This window comes from Fuscibacter oryzae (genome assembly GCF_016765795.1).
In the GTDB taxonomy this organism is placed as follows: Bacteria; Pseudomonadota; Alphaproteobacteria; order Rhodobacterales; family Rhodobacteraceae; genus Fuscibacter; species Fuscibacter oryzae.
Genome location: NZ_JAESVP010000003.1, coordinates 260,822 through 277,505, shown reverse-complemented (window position 1 = coordinate 277,505; position 16,684 = coordinate 260,822). Strand labels below are relative to the sequence as shown.

Annotated in this window: 18 protein-coding genes; 7 read left to right on the top strand and 11 right to left on the bottom strand. The window is 63.4% G+C overall.

Annotated features, from left to right (window positions below):
* Nucleotides 1-70: 70 nt before the first annotated feature.
* From JI744_RS07315 to JI744_RS07300, 4 genes are all read left to right on the top strand, one after another.
* Complete coding sequence (locus JI744_RS07315) at nucleotides 71-544, top strand: peroxiredoxin (RefSeq protein WP_202659037.1); 474 nt, start codon at nucleotides 71-73, stop codon at nucleotides 542-544.
* The gene (locus JI744_RS07310; protein ID WP_202659036.1) at nucleotides 541-1,368 is read left to right on the top strand and encodes a ferritin-like domain-containing protein; all 828 of its coding nucleotides are present in this window, start codon (nucleotides 541-543) and stop codon (nucleotides 1,366-1,368) included. Before JI744_RS07315 ends, JI744_RS07310 begins: the two co-directional genes overlap by 4 nt.
* Before the next feature lie 148 nt (nucleotides 1,369-1,516).
* Nucleotides 1,517-2,854: a DUF5930 domain-containing protein gene (locus tag JI744_RS07305; protein ID WP_202659035.1), complete on the top strand. Its 1,338-nt coding sequence runs from the start codon at nucleotides 1,517-1,519 to the stop codon at nucleotides 2,852-2,854.
* Entirely contained in the window at nucleotides 2,844-3,356 is a 513-nt protein-coding gene (locus JI744_RS07300) for a bactofilin family protein (protein WP_202659034.1), read from the top strand. Before JI744_RS07305 ends, JI744_RS07300 begins: the two co-directional genes overlap by 11 nt.
* A gap of 63 nt (nucleotides 3,357-3,419) precedes the next feature.
* On the opposite strand, the gene JI744_RS07295 is transcribed toward JI744_RS07300, so the two are convergent.
* The 4 genes from JI744_RS07295 to JI744_RS07280 all read right to left on the bottom strand — a co-directional run bounded on the left by JI744_RS07295 (nucleotide 3,420) and on the right by JI744_RS07280 (nucleotide 6,488).
* A complete protein-coding gene (locus tag JI744_RS07295) occupies nucleotides 3,420-3,827 on the bottom strand; it encodes a DoxX family protein (protein ID WP_202659033.1) in 408 nt (135 codons plus the stop codon).
* Between the two features lie 163 nt (nucleotides 3,828-3,990).
* Nucleotides 3,991-4,776, bottom strand: a complete 786-nt coding sequence (locus JI744_RS07290; RefSeq protein ID WP_202659032.1) for a DUF2189 domain-containing protein — start codon at nucleotides 4,774-4,776, stop codon at nucleotides 3,991-3,993.
* Between the two features lie 58 nt (nucleotides 4,777-4,834).
* Nucleotides 4,835-5,947, bottom strand: a complete 1,113-nt coding sequence (gene aroB / locus JI744_RS07285; RefSeq protein ID WP_202659031.1) for a 3-dehydroquinate synthase — start codon at nucleotides 5,945-5,947, stop codon at nucleotides 4,835-4,837.
* 1 nt (nucleotide 5,948) lies between these two features.
* Entirely contained in the window at nucleotides 5,949-6,488 is a 540-nt protein-coding gene (locus JI744_RS07280; RefSeq protein ID WP_328757006.1) for a shikimate kinase, read from the bottom strand.
* 193 nt (nucleotides 6,489-6,681) lie between these two features.
* Between JI744_RS07280 and JI744_RS19220 the strand changes: the two genes are divergently transcribed.
* The 3 genes from JI744_RS19220 to JI744_RS07270 are packed head-to-tail and all read left to right on the top strand — an operon-like array spanning nucleotide 6,682 to nucleotide 9,315.
* Nucleotides 6,682-6,816 carry a hypothetical protein gene (locus tag JI744_RS19220; RefSeq protein ID WP_268885777.1) on the top strand — a complete coding sequence of 45 codons (135 nt, stop codon included), beginning with the start codon at nucleotides 6,682-6,684 and terminating at the stop codon, nucleotides 6,814-6,816.
* Nucleotides 6,806-8,374, top strand: a complete 1,569-nt coding sequence (locus JI744_RS07275) for a hypothetical protein (protein WP_202659030.1) — start codon at nucleotides 6,806-6,808, stop codon at nucleotides 8,372-8,374. The genes JI744_RS19220 and JI744_RS07275 overlap by 11 nt, the downstream gene beginning before the upstream one ends.
* Nucleotides 8,371-9,315, top strand: coding sequence for a site-specific tyrosine recombinase XerD (locus tag JI744_RS07270; protein ID WP_202659029.1), 945 nt, complete (start codon nucleotides 8,371-8,373; stop codon nucleotides 9,313-9,315). Before JI744_RS07275 ends, JI744_RS07270 begins: the two co-directional genes overlap by 4 nt.
* A gap of 124 nt (nucleotides 9,316-9,439) precedes the next feature.
* Here the strand turns inward: JI744_RS07270 and phoB are convergent, their stop codons facing one another.
* The 7 genes from phoB to JI744_RS07235 form a co-directional block, all read right to left on the bottom strand.
* On the bottom strand, nucleotides 9,440-10,129 hold the full coding sequence (gene phoB, locus JI744_RS07265; RefSeq protein WP_202659028.1) for a phosphate regulon transcriptional regulator PhoB: 690 nt from the start codon (nucleotides 10,127-10,129) through the stop codon (nucleotides 9,440-9,442).
* A gap of 3 nt (nucleotides 10,130-10,132) precedes the next feature.
* Entirely contained in the window at nucleotides 10,133-10,837 is a 705-nt protein-coding gene (gene phoU, locus JI744_RS07260) for a phosphate signaling complex protein PhoU (RefSeq protein ID WP_202659027.1), read from the bottom strand.
* Nucleotides 10,838-10,847: 10 nt separating this feature from the next.
* Nucleotides 10,848-11,642 (bottom strand): phosphate ABC transporter ATP-binding protein PstB, encoded by a 795-nt coding sequence (pstB, locus tag JI744_RS07255; RefSeq protein ID WP_202659026.1) that lies wholly within the window; start codon nucleotides 11,640-11,642, stop codon nucleotides 10,848-10,850.
* A gap of 12 nt (nucleotides 11,643-11,654) precedes the next feature.
* Nucleotides 11,655-12,956, bottom strand: a complete 1,302-nt coding sequence (gene pstA / locus JI744_RS07250) for a phosphate ABC transporter permease PstA (protein WP_202659025.1) — start codon at nucleotides 12,954-12,956, stop codon at nucleotides 11,655-11,657.
* A complete protein-coding gene (gene pstC, locus JI744_RS07245) occupies nucleotides 12,953-14,401 on the bottom strand; it encodes a phosphate ABC transporter permease subunit PstC (RefSeq protein ID WP_202659024.1) in 1,449 nt (482 codons plus the stop codon). Before pstC ends, pstA begins: the two co-directional genes overlap by 4 nt.
* 62 nt (nucleotides 14,402-14,463) lie before the next feature.
* The gene (locus tag JI744_RS07240) at nucleotides 14,464-15,519 is read right to left on the bottom strand and encodes a substrate-binding domain-containing protein (protein ID WP_202659023.1); all 1,056 of its coding nucleotides are present in this window, start codon (nucleotides 15,517-15,519) and stop codon (nucleotides 14,464-14,466) included.
* Nucleotides 15,520-15,628: 109 nt separating this feature from the next.
* Nucleotides 15,629-16,645, bottom strand: a complete 1,017-nt coding sequence (locus JI744_RS07235; RefSeq protein WP_202659022.1) for an ATP-binding protein — start codon at nucleotides 16,643-16,645, stop codon at nucleotides 15,629-15,631.
* Between the last annotated feature and the right edge of the window lie 39 nt (nucleotides 16,646-16,684).

Genomic DNA, 16,684 nt, shown 5'->3' with positions numbered 1-16,684 from the left:
CTTGCCTTCATATTTGCCGGAAGGCAACTAGATCGCCAAGGGTGCAACAGCCCGCAGCAAGGAGCCGCCCATGATCACGACCGGAACTGAAGCCCCCGATTTCACCCTGCCGCGCAACGGCGGCGGCACGGTTCGCCTGTCAGCTCTGCGACCGGGCATCGTGGTGCTGTACTTCTACCCCAAGGACAACACCCCCGCCTGTACGCTGGAAGGGCAGGATTTTTCTGCCCGCATCGAACAGTTTGCCGCCCTTGGCGCGGCGGTCATCGGCATTTCCAAAGACAGCGTGAAAAAGCACGACAACTTTTGCAAAAAGCATGACCTGCGCGTCATCCTCGCCTCGGATGAACAGGGCACGGTCTGCGAAGACTATGGCCTGTGGGTCGAGAAAAGCATGTATGGCAAGACCTATATGGGGATCGAGCGCACGACGCTGCTGATCGACAGCACGGGCCGGGTGGCGCAGGTGTGGAACAAGGTCAAGGTTGCAGACCATGCCGAAGAGGTGCTGGCAGCGGTGCGCGCCCTCGCAGGCAAGGCATGACCAGCCTTGCCGAAATGGCCGTGCAGGTGCTGACCCGCGCCGATGGCCGCGAAAAGACCGCGCTGGGGCGCAGGCATGCGGCCACATGGTTTGCTGCCCGCGCGGCAGGCACGCCTTTGCCCATCGGCACGGCGCAGCCCCCGTTACGCCCCGCCCGCCCCGAACGGCCCGAACTGCTGCCGCCGCGCGACGTGCCCCGCCGCCGCCCCGGCAGCCCCCTTGGCCGCACCGCCCTGCTGCACGCAGTTGCTCATATCGAGCTGAACGCGGTCGATCTGCACTGGGACATCATCGCCCGCTTTACCGCCCACCCGATGCCCTTGGGCTTTTACGATGACTGGGTGAAGGCCGCCGATGATGAGGCCAAGCATTTCAACCTGATCTGCGATTGTCTGGAGGCGATGGGCAGCCATTACGGCGCCCTGCCCGCCCATGCCGGCATGTGGCGCGCCGCCGAAGATACCGTGGGGGACCTGATGGGCCGTCTTGCCGTGGTGCCCATGGTGCTGGAGGCGCGCGGGCTGGATGTGACGCCCGGCATGATTGAGGTCTTTCGCAAGGCGAATGACACCGCCACCGTCGCGGCGCTGGAGGTGATCTATGCCGAAGAGGTGGCCCATGTCGCCTATGGCTCCAAATGGTTCAACTGGCTGTGCGGGCGCGCGGGCAATGACCCGAAAGAGGTGTTCCACGATCTTGTACGAACGTACTTTCACGGCGGGCTGAAACCACCCTTCAACGAAGAGAAACGCGCCGAGGCCGGGTTGCCCCCAGACTTCTACTGGCCGCTTGTGGATGGGGATAAGGACGACACAGCCCCGTGATCGGCAACTTTCTGCCGATCAGGCAGGGTTCCGGCAAGGCTTCGCCGGGGCCCTTTGCAAATATGTTGCGACATCACGGGCACCGTCTTAAGCAAAGGGCGCCTCTGGGGAGAGGCTGCCACCTGACAGAAAATCGGAACCGCCCGACGTGATAAGCCGCATCGCCTATCGGATACATACCACGCTTGAGCGGTATTTTCCCGAACGTCGTCTGTTCCTGAAATCCGATACTGACACCCGTTTCATCCGTCTGCGCTCCAGCACTCAGGCGATTGCGGTCGTGGTGGGTGGTGTGACGCTGGCCTGGACCGTTCTGGCCACCGCCATCCTGATTTTCGATTCCATCTCTGCCGGAACCTCGCGCGACCAGATCGCGCGCCAGCAGGCGATGTATGAAAAGCGCCTGTCCGCCCTGTCTGATGACCGCGACCGCCGCGCGGACGAGGCGACCCGCGCGCAAGACCGCTTTGCCCTCGCGCTGGAGCAGGTCAGCGCGATGCAGTCGCGGCTCTTGGCCTCGGAAGACCGGCGGCGAGAACTGGAGACCGGGATCGACGTGATCCAGTCCACCCTGCGCCGCACAATCAAAGAGCGTGACGGCGCCCGCGCCGATGCCGACCGCGCCCGCGCGGTTCTTGCCTCGAACGGCGGCGCGGTGACCGAGGCGGGCCGCGCCCGTGACACCGCTGCCACGGTGGCCTTCCTTAGCGATCAGTTGGGCAGCGCCGCGCAAGAGCGTGACCTGATGGCTGGTGCCGCGAAAAAGGCCGCCGAGCGGGTTGAAGTGGTCGCAGGCGAAAAGGCCGCGATGGAGGCCCGGACCAACGCAATCTTTACACATCTGGAAGAAGCCCTGACGATTTCGGTCGAACCGCTGGACAAGATGTTCAGCGCGGCGGGCCTTTCGACCGACGACCTGATTTCCTCGGTCCGCAAGGGATATTCCGGGCAAGGCGGGCCGCTGACGCCGATCGTGCTGTCCACCTCGAACCAGCCCCCTTCGGTCGAGGAATTGCGCGCCAATGCCTTGCTGAAAACGCTGGACGAACTGAATATGTACCGTATCGCCGCGTTCAAGACGCCGTTCGGCATGCCGGTCAAATCGGCTGTGCGCTTCACGTCAGGCTTTGGCGGGCGCGACGATCCCTTTGGCCGGGGCGCGCGCATGCACGAGGGGCAGGATCTGGCGGGCAGCTACGGCACGCCGGTCTTTACCACCGCCGATGGCGTGGTGACCTATGCCGGCTGGGAAAACGGCTATGGCCGTCTGATCAAGGTCCAGCACGCCTTTGGCATCGAGACCCGCTATGGCCACCTGTCACAGATCCGTGTGGAGGTGGGCCAAAGGGTCTCGCGCGGAGAGCGGATCGGTGATATGGGCAATTCAGGCCGTTCAACCGGCACTCACCTTCACTACGAAGTGCGTCTTTCGGGGCGCGCCGTAAATCCGATGACCTTCATAAAGGCAGCGACCAATGTTTTCTAAAAGCCGCATCAACGAACCGGGGCAAAAGCCCGGCGAAACCGAAAAGCCCAAAGCACCCGAGGCCCCGATGACCACTTCCAAGCCCTCGATGGACTTTTCGACCCCTGCCGCCAAGGGTGGCAAGGCACAGGTTTCGGTGCTGTCGGCGGATCTGACCGTGGTGGGCAACCTGCGCACCACCGGCGACATTCAGGTCGAAGGCACGGTTGAGGGCGACATCCGCGCCCACCTGCTGACCGTGGGCGAAACCGCCACCATCCGGGGCGAGATCGTGGCCGACGACATCGTGGTCAATGGCCGCGTCATTGGCCGGGTGCGCGGCCTGAAGGTGCGCCTGACCTCGACCGCCAAGGTCGAAGGCGACATCATCCACAAGACCATCGCCATCGAAAGTGGTGCCCATTTCGAAGGCTCGGTCCAGCGTCAGGACGACCCCTTGGCCACCGGCCGCCAAGCAGGCCAAACCGCACGCGGTGCGGCTGTGACGGGCGAAGAGCCGTAAGCATCCGCCTGCCCCATAAGTAAAAGGCGCCCGTTGGGCGCCTTTTTTGTTTGGCCGCTGCCTTTAGCGCACTTGCGATTGTTTGCGCGTGGCGTCCATGCTCCAGGCCCCTGGACCTGTAACCACGAACAACAGGAAGACAAAGCAGTAAAGGATGGCCGCATCGCCGCCATTCTGAATCGGGAAAAAGCTGCTGGGCGCATGGAACATCCAGTAGGCAACCGCCATCTGACCCGACAGGATGAAGGCCACCGGGCGGCTGAAAAGCCCGATCAGCAACAAGACACCGCCGATCAGCTCGATCACGCCGCCAAGGCCCATGAGCGAGAAAGGCTCTGGCTGCCCCCTTTCACCTGCGGGAAAACCAAACAGCTTTTGCGTGCCATGCGCGGTGAAAATCAATGCGGATACGATGCGCAACGCCCCAAGGGCCTGCGGTGTATAGCGATCCAGTTTGGCAAAAGGGTCCATGACAATCTCCTGAAAGGGGGGATGGGATGGCTGGCAGTGACCCGGTGGCAGTGGCCACAGGTCAGGTCTGCTGGCCCTGCCATCTATGCCGATCCATCCACCCCGTCGCAACACCGGCACCGAAAGCCCCGCGCTTTGTTGACCACGGATGACCAGATCGTGATCAACCCTGCGAAGGCTCCTCCCACGCCACTACGCGGCGATAGACGTGCCAGCTTGCGTGCCCCAGAACCGGCAGCACCGCGAACAGCCCCAGAAACCCCGGCAGCATCGCCACGAACAGCAGCGCCCCGATCACTGCGCCCCAAGCCAGCATTACCACCGGGCTTTGCCGCACCACGCCAAAAGAGGTGATCATGGCGGTCACGAAATCGACCTCGCGGTCCATCAGCATCGGCAGGCTGACCACGGTGATCGCAAACAACACCCCGGCAAAAACCGCGCCCACCGCCGTGCCGAAGGCCAGCATCGTCAGTCCCTCGGGCGTCAGAAACACCGCCAGCGACGAGGTGACATTGGTCAGCGTGGCATGGCCCAGAAACAGCGCAAAGATCATGTGGGACAGAAAGTTCCAGAACAGGAAAAAGATCACGATCACCGCCGCCATTGACGGGATCTGCCGGTCTTTCTGCCGCAGGATGACCCCCAGAATCTCATTCCAGCGCAAGGGCAACCCTTGTTCCAGCCGCCGGGATACCTCGTAAAGACCACAAGCGACAAAGGGCCCCAGAATTGGAAACCCGGCACTTGCGGGCAAGGTCCACCACAACTGCCCTTTGGCCATCAGTGCCCAGGTCACCAGCCAGCCCCCGGCGACATAAAACGCTGCGAAAAACAGGCCATAGGCGGGCGCGGTGGCAAAGTCGCGCAGGCCCGCGCGCAATGAGGCGGTTATGTCGCCCCATTCGGCGTGCAATATCTCTGGCCGGTCCGGCTTGGTCTGCGTCATGGCTCCCCCTATTTGGGGAAAGCGTAGGGCCGGATCTTGGTTTTGGGAAAGATGTTTTTTACCTAGACCTTAGCGCATCGCCCAAAAGTTCGGTCACCAAGGCAGGCGGCACATCGTCGGCCACGAAAGCCTCGCCAATGCCGCGGGCCAGAATGAACCGCAGCTTGCCATCCACCACCTTCTTGTCCTGCCCCATCAGCGCCACCAAAGCCTCGGCCCCCGGCAGATCGCCCTGAATATCCGAAAGGTCCACCTTCATGCCCATCGCCCTCAGATGGGCGCGCACGCGACTGGGGGCTTCCTGACTGCACAGGCCAAGCCGCTGGCTAAGTTCAAAGGCCAGCGCGCAACCGATGGCGACACCCTCGCCATGCAGCAGGCGGCTGGAATAGCCGGTGGCCTTTTCCAGCGCGTGGCAGAAGGTATGGCCCAGGTTCAAAAGGGCGCGCTCGCCCTCTTCGGTCTCATCCCGGCTGACGATGCCCGCCTTCATCTCGACGCTGCGGCGCACGGCATATTGGCGGTTGGCGGCATCGGTCGCCAGCGACGGGGCATTGCCCTCCAGCCAGTCGAAAAACGCGGCATCGCCCAGCAGGCCGTATTTCACCACCTCGCCATAGCCCGCCAGAAAATCGCGCGGCGGCAGGGTTTTCAGCACATCGATATCGGCCAGCACAAGGCTGGGCTGATGGAACGCGCCGATCAGGTTCTTGCCTTGGGCAGAGTTGATGCCGGTCTTGCCGCCGACCGAACTGTCTACCTGCGCCAGCAAGGTGGTGGGAATTTGCACGAACCGAACGCCGCGCCGCAGCGTCGCCGCCGCAAAGCCGACCAGATCGCCCACCACCCCGCCGCCAAAGGCGATGACGATATCGCGCCGCTCGATCTTTTGTTCCAGCAGCCATTCCGACACACGGGCATATTGCTGCCACCCCTTGGAGCTTTCGCCCGGCGGGATGGTCAGCGCCGTGCTGACGATGCCTTCTGCCCGCAACGCCGCCGTCAGTTCATGCAGATGCTGCGCAGCAACGGTGTCATCGGTGATGATGGCGGCTTTCTTGCGTTTCAGCAGAAAGGCAATCTCGGCCCCGGCGCGGTCGATCAGGCCCTGCCCGATCCGCACCTCGTAAGACCGTGTTCCCAGCGCGACCGGAACCGTTTCGACAGCCATGCTATTCCCCTTCAAGCACATCTGGCCGCGCGGCAAGCGCCGCCACGACCCGCCGCGCCATATCCTCCACCGTATAGCTGGGCAGGGAATCGACGACGATTTCCGCCATCTGGTAAAAGGGGCGTCGCGCCTCGTAAAGCGTGCGAAGCGTTTCGCGCGGGTTTTCGGTACGCAAAAGGGGGCGGGTGGTCTTGTGGCGCACCCGTTGCCACAACAGATCAAGGTCAGCGCGCAACCAGACCGAGACACCAAATTCGGCAATCAGGCCCCGGTTGATTTCCGACAGAAACGCGCCGCCGCCGGTCGAAAGAATGCAGGGCGTGCCTTTCAGCAGGCGGCCCAGTACCTCGGTTTCGCGGGCGCGAAAGAACGGCTCTCCGTCGCGCTCAAATATTTCGGCGATGCTGCGGTCGGCGGCGCGTACGATTTCTTCGTCGGAATCGAGGAAGGGCACCGCCAGCAATCGCGCAACGGCTGTTCCCACCGCCGTCTTGCCCGCACCCATCATGCCAACCATCACAACGGTCTTCTTCAGCCGCACCCTTTACCCCCTTTGCGCCTTCCCCGAAGGCAACCCCCTGCCGATGGCGCAATTTCTTTCCCTCAATGGCGTGAAGTCTGACGGAATGCCATATATATTCACTGCGAAGCAGCCCGCGCGGCTGCCGCAATCGCCGGCCCGGACCCAACCGGGCGGCAACAGGCAGGCCGCAGATGCGGCGAAGGACGGGCATATGTGGCGACTGATCAAGCTGTTGTTCTGGCTTGCGGTGCTTGGGTTTCTTGGCCTTGTTGGCTATTCCTATGTGGCAGACATGACGCCCGCCTCGCAAGAAGTGCGCCAGCCGGTGACACTTCATGCCGACTAGAGCAGCGGCGCTTGCCCTGATTCTTTGCAGCACAGCCCTGCCCCTGCGAGCAGAGGCCCCCCTGTCGGCAATCGACTGGCTGTCGCAATCGGTGACGGCCAAGCCCCATGTTGTCGCCCCCAATGCCACCGTCATCCCCCCCGCCGCCCCGAATGAGCCGGCGGTGGCCAAGAAGGGTGCCTTGCCAGAGGATGTCGCCGTTTCGGTGATCGGCGGGCCCTCGCCCGATGCCGTGGGGTTGCTGTCCCCCGCCGCCACCGGGTTTCCGCATGATCTGTGGGGGCTGGCGCGCACAGCCGAAGTGACCGCCGCCATCCGGGATACCCGGATCGAGGGGCTGCCCGCCCTGCAAGGGTTGCTGGTCACGATCCTGATCGCCGAGGCCTCTCCGCCTGCCGATGCGGGTGGGCGGGGCGAGTTGCTGATCGCGCGGATCGACAAATTGCTGGAACTGGGCGCGCTGGATCAGGCGGCGGCCCTGCTGGCCGAGGCGGGGCACGTCAAGAACCCCGAGGTGTTCCGCCGTGCCTTTGACGTGGCCCTGCTGACCGGAACCGAAGATCAGGCCTGCACCGATCTGGCCCGCGCGCCGGAACTGGCGCTGACCCTGACCACCCGCGTCTTTTGCCTTGCCCGGTCGGGCGATTGGAGTGCGGCGGCCCTGACCCTGCGCACGGCCCAAGCCCTTGGCCATGTGTCGGGGGTGGAAGATGAACTGCTGTCGCGGTTCCTTGACCCTGACCTGTTTGAAGGCGAGCCGGTTCCAGACCCGCCCAAGCCGGTGACGCCGCTGGTCTGGCGCATCTATGATGCGATTGGCGAGCCTTTGTCCACCAGCACCCTGCCCCTGGCCTTTGCCCATGCCGAACTGGGGCCCCGCGCGGGCTGGAAGGCGCAGCTTGAGGCGGCAGAGCGGCTGGCGCGGGCCGGGATGATTCCGGCCAATCAGTTGCTGGGCCTTTATACGCAGAAAAAACCGGCCGCCTCTGGCGGGGTGTGGGACCGGGCCGAGGCGTTTCAGAACTTTGACACCGCCCTGACGGCAGGCGATCTGGGCACGATCGAACAGCGCCTGCCGCTGGCCTATGCCCGCATGGCGGATGTTGAGGCAGAGGTGCCCTTTGCCGACCTTTATGCCCTGCCGCTGTCAAAGCTGAAGCTGACCGGCGATGCAGCGCGCATCGCCTATGAGATGGGCCTGCTGTCGCCCGATTATCGCAGCCTTGCCACCTCTGCCCTGTCGCCGGGGGATGCGCGGTCGCTGTTTCTGGCGGGTGTTGCCGCTGGGTCGGTCAAGGGCCTGAACGCGCCCGACAGCATGGCCCGCGCCCTTGCCCCCGCCTTTACCAATCCGGTTCTGCCCGCTGGGGCAGAGGATCTGCTGGCGCAAAAGCGGTTGGGAGAGGCGATGCTGATGGCGATTTCCCTGATCGACACCGGGTTGAAGGGCGACACGACCCAGGTAGCCAAGGGCCTCGCCCTGTTGCGCAAACTGGGGTTGGAGGATGCTGCCAGGCGCACCGCACTGGAAGTGCTGCTGCTGGAGCGGCGGGGATGACCGCCCCCGCCGCGATGGAGCGGTGGATTTCCACTTTCCTCGAGGCGCAGGCCGCCGAGGCTGACGCCGCCCGCAACACCCGCCTTGCCTATGGCCGCGATCTCAAGGATTTCGCGGGCTGGCTGGCTGGGCACAAGCTGGGCTTTGCCGATGTGGCGCGCGACGGGGTGGAAGATTACATCGTCTGGTGCGAGGCGCAGGGCCTGTCCAAGGCCACCCGGGCGCGGCGGCTGTCGGCGATCCGCCAGTTGTTCCGCTTTGCCCATGACGAAGGCTGGCGCGCCGACAACCCCGCCATCCGCATCACCGGCCCCGGAGCCAGCAAGCGCCTGCCCAAAACGCTTTCAACATCCGAGGTGGAACGCCTGCTGGACGCCGCCCGCACCAAGGGCCGCAACCCCGGCGAACGGCTGCGCAACCGCGCGCTGATGGAACTGCTTTATGCCACCGGGATGCGGGTTTCCGAACTGGTGGGCCTGCCCGTGGCCGCAGCGCGGGGCGATCCACGCATGGTGCTGGTGCGCGGCAAGGGCGGCAAGGAACGCATGGTGCCGCTGTCCGGCCCGGCGCGGGCGGCGCTGACCGACTGGCTGGCCCACCGCGACGCCGACGAAGACCGCGGCCGCAAAGAAGGCCGTCCCCCGTCGCGCGCCCTGTTCCCCGGGCCGGGGGCCGAGGGGCACCTGACGCGGCAGCATTTTCACCTGATGCTCAAGGATATTTCGGTTCTGGCCGGGATAGACCCGACCAAGGTGACGCCCCACACCCTGCGCCATGCCTTTGCCACGCATCTGCTGGCAGGCGGGGCCGATCTGCGGGTGATCCAGACCCTGCTGGGCCATGCCGATGTGGCCACGACCGAGATTTATACCCATGTGCTGGATGATCAGTTGAAGAACCTGGTGCTGACCAAGCATCCCTTGGCCAAAGGGAAGGCGTAGCCCCCTCACCCTGACCCTCTCCCCCAAGGGGAGAGGGGAATCGCAAGACTGGCTACCGCGCGCCCTTGACCGAGGGGTCGCATTCCCTCTCCCCTTGGGGGAGAGGGTCAGGGTGAGGGGCTAGTTACCCCAGAGCATAGCCCGCGCCGCGCACCGTACGCAGCGGGTCTTCACCGCCCAAGGCCATCAGGGCCTTGCGCAACCGTCCGATATGCACATCAACCGTCCGGGTATCGACATAGATGTCGCGCCCCCAAACCCGGTCCAGCAACTGGTCGCGCGAAAACACGCGGCCCGGCTTTTCCAGAAAGGTTGCCAGCAGGCGGAACTCGGTCGGCCCCAGCTTCAGCATCTCGCCCTGCCGGGTGACGCGGTGGGTTTCGGGGTCCAGCCGGATATCGCCCCATTCCAGCGCAATTCCGGTCGAAGATGGCCGCACCCGGCGCAGATGCGCCTTGAGCCGCGCCATCAGCTCGACCACCGAATAGGGCTTGACCACATAGTCATCGGCCCCGGTTTCCAGACCGCGCACCTTGTCCACTTCTTCAGACCGGGCCGACAGCATGATGACCGGAATGTTGCGCGTCTCTGGCCGCAGTTTCAGCCGGCGGCACACCTCCAACCCGGACACATGCGGCATCATCCAATCCAGCAAGATCAGATCAGGTGCGCTTTCGGCAACGGATTCAAGCGCTTCCTCGCCATTTGACGCCTGCGCCACCTCGAAGCCTTCGGCTTCGAGGTTATAGGCCAGAACCTCGCGTTGAGAGCCTTCGTCCTCTACCAACAGTACCGTGGGGCGCGGATCGGCCATGGCTTACTGCCCCTCGACCGTCAGGTCGGCCTTGGGGCGGTCACCCCCCGGCAGCGTGCCCGTGGTCAGATAGATCACCTGCTCGGCAATCGTGGTGGCATGATCGCCCACACGCTCGATATTCTTGGCGATGAAATGCAGATGCATGCAGGCGGTGATATTGCGCGGGTCTTCCATCATGAAGGTCAGGAATTCGCGGAACAGCGCATTATACATCTGGTCAACTTCCAGATCGCGCTGGCGCACGTCTTCGGCAAGCCCCGCATCGCGGGCGATGAAAGCATCCAGCGCATCTTTCAGCAGCAGGCCCACCTGACGCGCCAGACGGCGGATCGCGCCCGCAGCGCCCGGAATGGGCGCGAGTTGCCCAAGAACCAGCGCGCGCTTGGCCAGGTTCTTGGCATAATCGCCCGACCGTTCCAGCGCGGTGGCAATCTTCATCACGGTCAGCACTGTGCGCAGATCGCCGGCAATCGGGCCACGCAGCGCGATAAGCCGGGCGCATTCGGCATTGACCGATTCTTCCAGCGCATCAATCGCGGCATCGCCCTTGCGCACCTGCTCGGCCAGCGCCTCGTCCTGGGTTTCCAGTGCGGCGGCGGCATCCGACAGCGCCGCCTCGACCAGACCGCCCATCTTCATGATCATGGCCTGAACAGATTCAAGGTCACGGTCAAAGGCGCTGAGGATATGTTGTTCGGTGATCATGTGCTTTTCCTCAACCGATGCGGCCGGTGATGTAGGATTCGGTCCGCGGGTCTTTGGGGTTGGTGAAAATCTGACCCGTTTCGCCAAACTCTACCAGATTGCCCAAGTGGAAGAACGCGGTGCGCTGCGATACGCGGGCGGCCTGCTGCATCGAGTGGGTGACGATCACCACCGAAAACTGGCTGCGCAGCTCGTCGATCAGCTCTTCAACCTGCGCCGTGGCGATGGGGTCAAGCGCGGAACACGGCTCGTCCATCAGTAGAACCTCGGGGCTGGTGGCGATGGCGCGGGCGATGCACAGGCGTTGCTGTTGGCCACCCGACAGGCCAGTGCCGGGCGAATGCAGACGGTCCTTGACCTCGTTCCACAGCGCCGCTTTGCGCAGGCAGCTTTCAACCACCTCATCCAGCTCGGCCTTGGTGCGGGTCAGACCATGGATCTTGGGGCCATAGGCCACGTTGTCATAGATCGACTTGGGGAACGGGTTCGGTTTCTGGAACACCATGCCGACCTTGGCGCGCAACTGCACCGGATCGACGCGGGCATCATAGATGTCATCGCCGTCCAGCGTGATCGACCCTTCGACGCGGCACGACGGAATGGTGTCGTTCATCCGGTTCAGGCAGCGCAGAAAGGTGGATTTGCCGCAACCCGACGGGCCGATGAAAGCGGTCACGGTTTTATCCATGATCTCGACATCAACATCCTTGATCGCGTGGTTGGTGCCATAGAACACCTGAGCCTTTTCAGCCTTGATCTTGATGGTTTGCGTATCCACGCGGGTCTCCATAACGAGGTCTTTCATGTTGGCCCCCTTCTACCAGCGGCGTTCGAACTTGCGGCGCAGGATGATGGCGGCCGTGTTCATGATGATAAGGAAGACAAGCAGGACGATGATGGCACCAGAAGCACGCTCGACAAAGCCCGGATCGCCGCGTTGGGTCCAGTTATAAACCTGCACCGGCAGGGCCGAGGCCGGATCGAACAACCCGCCCGGAACGTCGCGCACAAAGGCAACCATGCCGATCAGCAGCAGCGGTGCGGTTTCCCCCAAAGCCTGCGCCAGACCAATGATCATGCCGGTCAGGATACCGGGCATCGCCAGCGGCAGAACGTGGTGGAACACGGTCTGCAACCGGCTGGCCCCCACCCCCAGCGCCGCATCGCGGATGCTGGGCGGCACGGCTTTCAGGGCCGCGCGGGTCGGGATGATGATGCGCGGCAGGGTCATCAGCGTCAGCACAAGGCCGCCGACGATAGGCGCCGATTGCGGCAGCCCGGCAAAGTTGATGAAGATCGCAAGGCCAAGGATACCGTAAACGATGGAGGGCACGGCCGCGAGGTTGGCGATGTTCACCTCGATCAGGTCAGTGATCCAGTTTTTCGGCGCAAATTCCTCAAGATAGATCGAGGCGGCAACCCCGATGGGCAAGGACAAGACCAGCACCACCGCCATGATCATGAACGAGCCGAGGATCGCGATGCCAAGGCCCGCCGCCTCTGGCCGCTTGTCCGACGCGTCGGGCATGGTCAGAAAGCCGGTGTTGAACCGCACCGCAAGCATGCCCGCCTCTTTCAGCTTGTCAGCCAACCGCAGTTGTTCGGGCGAGGTGTTCTTGTCCAGTGCCGCGCTGTCCATGGTGACGCGGCCCTTGTAATAGCCATCGATCCGGCCCGAGGCGAGGGTGGTAAAGTCGATGGTGGTGCCGATAAGCGCCGGGTCGGCCATGACCTTGCTGCGCAGGGTCGCCGCCGATTCCTGCGATATCAGATCGGCGACCTGCTTGGGCTTTGCGCCGCCCAGATCAATCCCCTTGGCGGCAATCGCCGCCTCCAGCGATTGACCCAGAATCTTGGCATAGGTGATGGTCGTGATCTTTGACAGTTGCGCCACATCGCCCGTGCCCGATTTGTCGAGCTGTGAAGCATCCAGCGTAACCGGAAAGGTCAGGAAGGTCTGGCGGAAGGCCGGAAGGCCTGCCGAAAAGATCGAGATCAACAGCCAGACCAGTGCAAGCAAGGCGATGACGATGGCACCCAGCCCATAGGCCCGGAACCGGCGCTCGGCGGCGTTGCGCGCCTTGGTGCGTGCGTCGAGTGTGAAGAGCGAGCCGCTCATTCGTATTGCTCCCGGTATTTGCGGACGATGTAGAGGGCCAGAATATTCAGCGCCAAGGTCAGCGTGAACAGCGTCAGGCCCAGGGCAAAGGCAACCAGCGTTTCGGGGCTGGCAAATTCGGTGTCGCCGGTCAGTTGGCTGACGATTTTCACCGTGACAGTGGTCATCGCCTCGAACGGGTTTAGGCTGAGTTTCGCAGCAGCCCCCGCCCCCATAACCACGATCATGGTTTCCCCAATCGCGCGGCTTGCGGCCAGCAGAACCGCGCCGACGATGCCGGGCAATGCGGCGGGCATCACCACCTGACGCACGGTTTCGGACGGCGTGGCACCAAGACCAAGCGAGCCGTCGCGCAAGCTTTGCGGCACGGCGTTGATGATGTCATCGGACAGCGAAGAGACGAAGGGAATGACCATGATCCCCATGACCAGGCCCGCCGTCATGACCGAGGACGAGCTGTCACCCAAACCCGCGGGTTGTGCGATCCAGTCGCGCAGCAGCGGGCCAACGGTGATCAGCGCGAACAGGCCGTAAACGATGGTCGGGATACCGGCCAGAATTTCAATCGCGGGCTTTACCCAGGCGCGGGTACGCTTGCTGGCATATTCCGCCAGGTAAATCGCACTCATCAACCCCACGGGCACCGCAACCAGCAGCGCGATGAACGACACATAAAGCGTGCCCCAGACCAGCGGAATGATGCCCAGCGATGATCCGCCGCCGAACTTGGGCGACCAGGTCGTCGAGAAGAAGAAATCCTTGGCGGGGTAAAGGCGGAAGAAATGGCCCGTCTCGAATAGCATAGAGGCGACGATGCCCACCGTGGTCAGAACCGCGATCAGCGAACAGCCGATCAGCAGCCACATGGTGAAAATCTCGGTCGCGTTGCGGGCGCGGAATTCCGGCTTGATCCGGCTGACGCCCCAGGCAAAGCCGCCCAAGGCGACGATGCCCGCCGCGATCGACAGATACAGGCGCGACCGGCCCTGCGCCTCGCGCAGCGCCTCTGCCGCCTCAATGACCGAAGGGGCCGGGTCAGTTTGGAGCGCCACACCGGCAGCGTTCATCGCAGCCTTCAGAGCGGCCGGATCAGCCTTGAGCGCCGGAATATCAGTGCGGGATTCGGTCAGCCGATCAAGCCCTTCGGCGATACGGCGCACATCGGTCATCACCAGCGCCTTCGACGATCCGTCAGGAATATCGGCGGGCGACAGCAGGGCAGCAGCCTTGTTTTCCACGATCAGCGGCTGCGCCAGCAGCCAGACGATGATCAGCAAAAAGGCCGGAACAGCCGTAAGCAAGGCGGTAAAGCGACCATAAAAGAAGGGCAGCGAGTGCAGCTTGCGTATATCGCCCCCTGCGGTGGCCACGGCGCGGCTGCGCCCCATGACCATGCCCAGAATGGCAAGGGCTGCAACGAGAAGCGTCAGGAGGCCGGTGCTCATGGCGATCTTTCGGAAATGGGAGGTTCGGGGGCGCGGATCATCCCGCGCCCCCTGTCAGTCGATTATTGCAGCGGAGCCATCGGAGTTTCGGCTTCAACAGCCGCCTGAGTCGCCGCCAGCTCCGGATCGGGAACCAGACCATAGCCAGCCAGCACACCATCCGGGCCAGCCATCTCGTCCGACACGAAGAACTGGATGTATTCCTTCAGGCCGGGGATCACGCCAATATGGGCCTTCTTCACATAGAAGAACAGCGGGCGCGACACCGGGTATTCACCCTTGGCAATCGTATCAACCGAAGGAACGATGCCGTCGATGGTGGCAACCTTCAGCTTGTCGGTGTTGTTTTCGTAGAACGACAGACCGAACACGCCAACGGCGGTCTTGTTGGCGTCCAGACGGGCCAAAGTTTCGGTGTAGTCGCCGTCGATATCAACCGAAACGCCATCGGTGCGCAGCTCGTTGCACTTGGCAACGGCGTCTTTCTTCTTGGCGTCGTCATCCGCGCCGGTCGAAGCCGCCAGGAACAGGTCATAAGCGCCGGTGGCCTTGCAGCCCTCTTCGATCACCTTGGTGTCGAACACTTCACGCGTGCCGTGCTTGGTGCCCGGGATGAACAGTTGCAGCGCCTGATCCGGCAGGGCGGCGTTCACGTCTTTCCACGACTTGGCAGCATTCGCAGCCACAGCGCCATCCTTGGCGACATTGGCGGCCAGCGCACCATACAGGTCAGCCGGGGTCAGGGCAAAGTCGGGGCCGGCGATGTCGCTGGCGAACACGATGCCATCATAGCCGATGCGCACTTCCATGATGTCATTGACGCCATTGGTTTTGCACAGGTCGATGTCCGACTGCTTGATGCGGCTGGACGAGTTGGCGATGTCGATGGTGTTTTCGCCTACGCCTTCGCACAGCTTCTTGCGGCCGGCACCCGAACCGCCGCCTTCAACGACCGGGGTCGCGAAATCGGTGTTTTCGCCAAAGGCTTCGGCGACGATGGTGGCATAGGGCAGCACGGTCGAGGAACCGGAAATCTGGATCTGGTCGCGGGCCGAGGCCGCGAAGGTCGAGGCTGCGATGATCGCAGCGGTCGAGACCGAAAGTTTCATGAAGGACATCTTTGTCTCCGTCTGTCGCGCGGGGGGCCGTTTGCCCCTCCGTCGCTGCTCCGTCTAGGGCCGCATGGCTTCGGTTTTGCGACAGAACTGTAACAGTTAGATGACAGCGCTAGTCGAGCGGCAACAGCATCGAAAACCGGCTGCCCTTGCCCTTTTCGCTTTCGATGATCAGGCGGCCGCGATGGCGGCTGATGATGTGCTTGACGATGGCCAGGCCCAGCCCCGTACCGCCCTTTTCGCGCGAACGGTGGCTGTCCACGCGGTAAAACCGCTCTGTCAGGCGCGGCAGATGCTGGGCATCGATCCCTTCGCCCTGATCGGAAACCGACAGCCGCAGCAGGGGGCCGCGCGGGCCGTTCTCGCGCGCGATTCGCGCCGTTACGGTCGCACCGGGCGGGCTGCCGTATTTCACCGCATTCTCGATCAGATTGGACAAGACCTGCATCATCTGGTCCGAATCAGCGCGCAGCAGAACCGGCGTGTCTGTGCCTTCCAGTCGAATCGTCACCCGGCCCTCCTCTGCCACCGGCTTCAGCATGGCAGCAGCGCTGCGGGTCAGGGCCGCCAGATCCACCTCATCCGAAGGGCGAACCCGCTCTTCCGCCTCAACCCGGCTCAGGTGCAGAAGGTCACGGACAAGGCGGTTCATCCGTTCCGCCTCGCGCGCCATGATGCCCAAAAAACGCTCTCGTGCGCGGGTGTCTTCTTTGGCCGGGCCTTGCAGGGTTTCGATAAAGCCGATCATCGCGGTCAGGGGGGTGCGCAATTCGTGGCTGACATTGGCCACGAAATCACGGCGCATCTGGTCCATCTGCGCCAAAGCGGAATGGTCTTCGAACGCCAGCACGACGCGTTCGCCCACCGGGGTGACCGTGACCTCATGCACCCCGTCCTGGGTTTCGCCCTGCGTAATCAGGCGCGCGCGCCCCGCCTGACCAGACCGCGCCGCAGCGATGGCCGCGACGACTTCGGGCTGGCGAAACGACAGCACATGATGCCGCCCAACGATGGCGGAACCAAACAAGGCCTGCGCCGCCGGGTTCGCCGCTTCAACCCGGTCATCCGCCCCGATCAGCACAACCGGAATTGGCACGCCTGCGATCACATTGTCAGAGCCGTCGTTCATCTGCTGCCCCCAAGCGCTGTCCCGGCCCTTCCTAACGGC

What these genes read in the sequence shown, in the direction of transcription:
- JI744_RS07235 (WP_202659022.1), bottom strand. Translation starts at nt 16,645, where the DNA reads ATGAACGACGGCTCTGACAATGTGATCGCAGGCGTGCCAATTCCGGTT.
- pstA (WP_202659025.1), bottom strand. Translation starts at nt 12,956, where the DNA reads ATGAGCGGCTCGCTCTTCACACTCGACGCACGCACCAAGGCGCGCAAC.
- JI744_RS19220 (WP_268885777.1), top strand. Translation starts at nt 6,682, where the DNA reads ATGTGGCGACTGATCAAGCTGTTGTTCTGGCTTGCGGTGCTTGGGTTT.
- JI744_RS07270 (WP_202659029.1), top strand. Translation starts at nt 8,371, where the DNA reads ATGACCGCCCCCGCCGCGATGGAGCGGTGGATTTCCACTTTCCTCGAG.
- JI744_RS07290 (WP_202659032.1), bottom strand. Translation starts at nt 4,776, where the DNA reads ATGACGCAGACCAAGCCGGACCGGCCAGAGATATTGCACGCCGAATGG.
- phoB (WP_202659028.1), bottom strand. Translation starts at nt 10,129, where the DNA reads ATGGCCGATCCGCGCCCCACGGTACTGTTGGTAGAGGACGAAGGCTCT.
- JI744_RS07310 (WP_202659036.1), top strand. Translation starts at nt 541, where the DNA reads ATGACCAGCCTTGCCGAAATGGCCGTGCAGGTGCTGACCCGCGCCGAT.
- aroB (WP_202659031.1), bottom strand. Translation starts at nt 5,947, where the DNA reads ATGGCTGTCGAAACGGTTCCGGTCGCGCTGGGAACACGGTCTTACGAG.
- phoU (WP_202659027.1), bottom strand. Translation starts at nt 10,837, where the DNA reads ATGATCACCGAACAACATATCCTCAGCGCCTTTGACCGTGACCTTGAA.
- JI744_RS07275 (WP_202659030.1), top strand. Translation starts at nt 6,806, where the DNA reads ATGCCGACTAGAGCAGCGGCGCTTGCCCTGATTCTTTGCAGCACAGCC.
- JI744_RS07300 (WP_202659034.1), top strand. Translation starts at nt 2,844, where the DNA reads ATGTTTTCTAAAAGCCGCATCAACGAACCGGGGCAAAAGCCCGGCGAA.
- pstC (WP_202659024.1), bottom strand. Translation starts at nt 14,401, where the DNA reads ATGAGCACCGGCCTCCTGACGCTTCTCGTTGCAGCCCTTGCCATTCTG.
- pstB (WP_202659026.1), bottom strand. Translation starts at nt 11,642, where the DNA reads ATGAAAGACCTCGTTATGGAGACCCGCGTGGATACGCAAACCATCAAG.
- JI744_RS07295 (WP_202659033.1), bottom strand. Translation starts at nt 3,827, where the DNA reads ATGGACCCTTTTGCCAAACTGGATCGCTATACACCGCAGGCCCTTGGG.
- JI744_RS07240 (WP_202659023.1), bottom strand. Translation starts at nt 15,519, where the DNA reads ATGTCCTTCATGAAACTTTCGGTCTCGACCGCTGCGATCATCGCAGCC.
- JI744_RS07315 (WP_202659037.1), top strand. Translation starts at nt 71, where the DNA reads ATGATCACGACCGGAACTGAAGCCCCCGATTTCACCCTGCCGCGCAAC.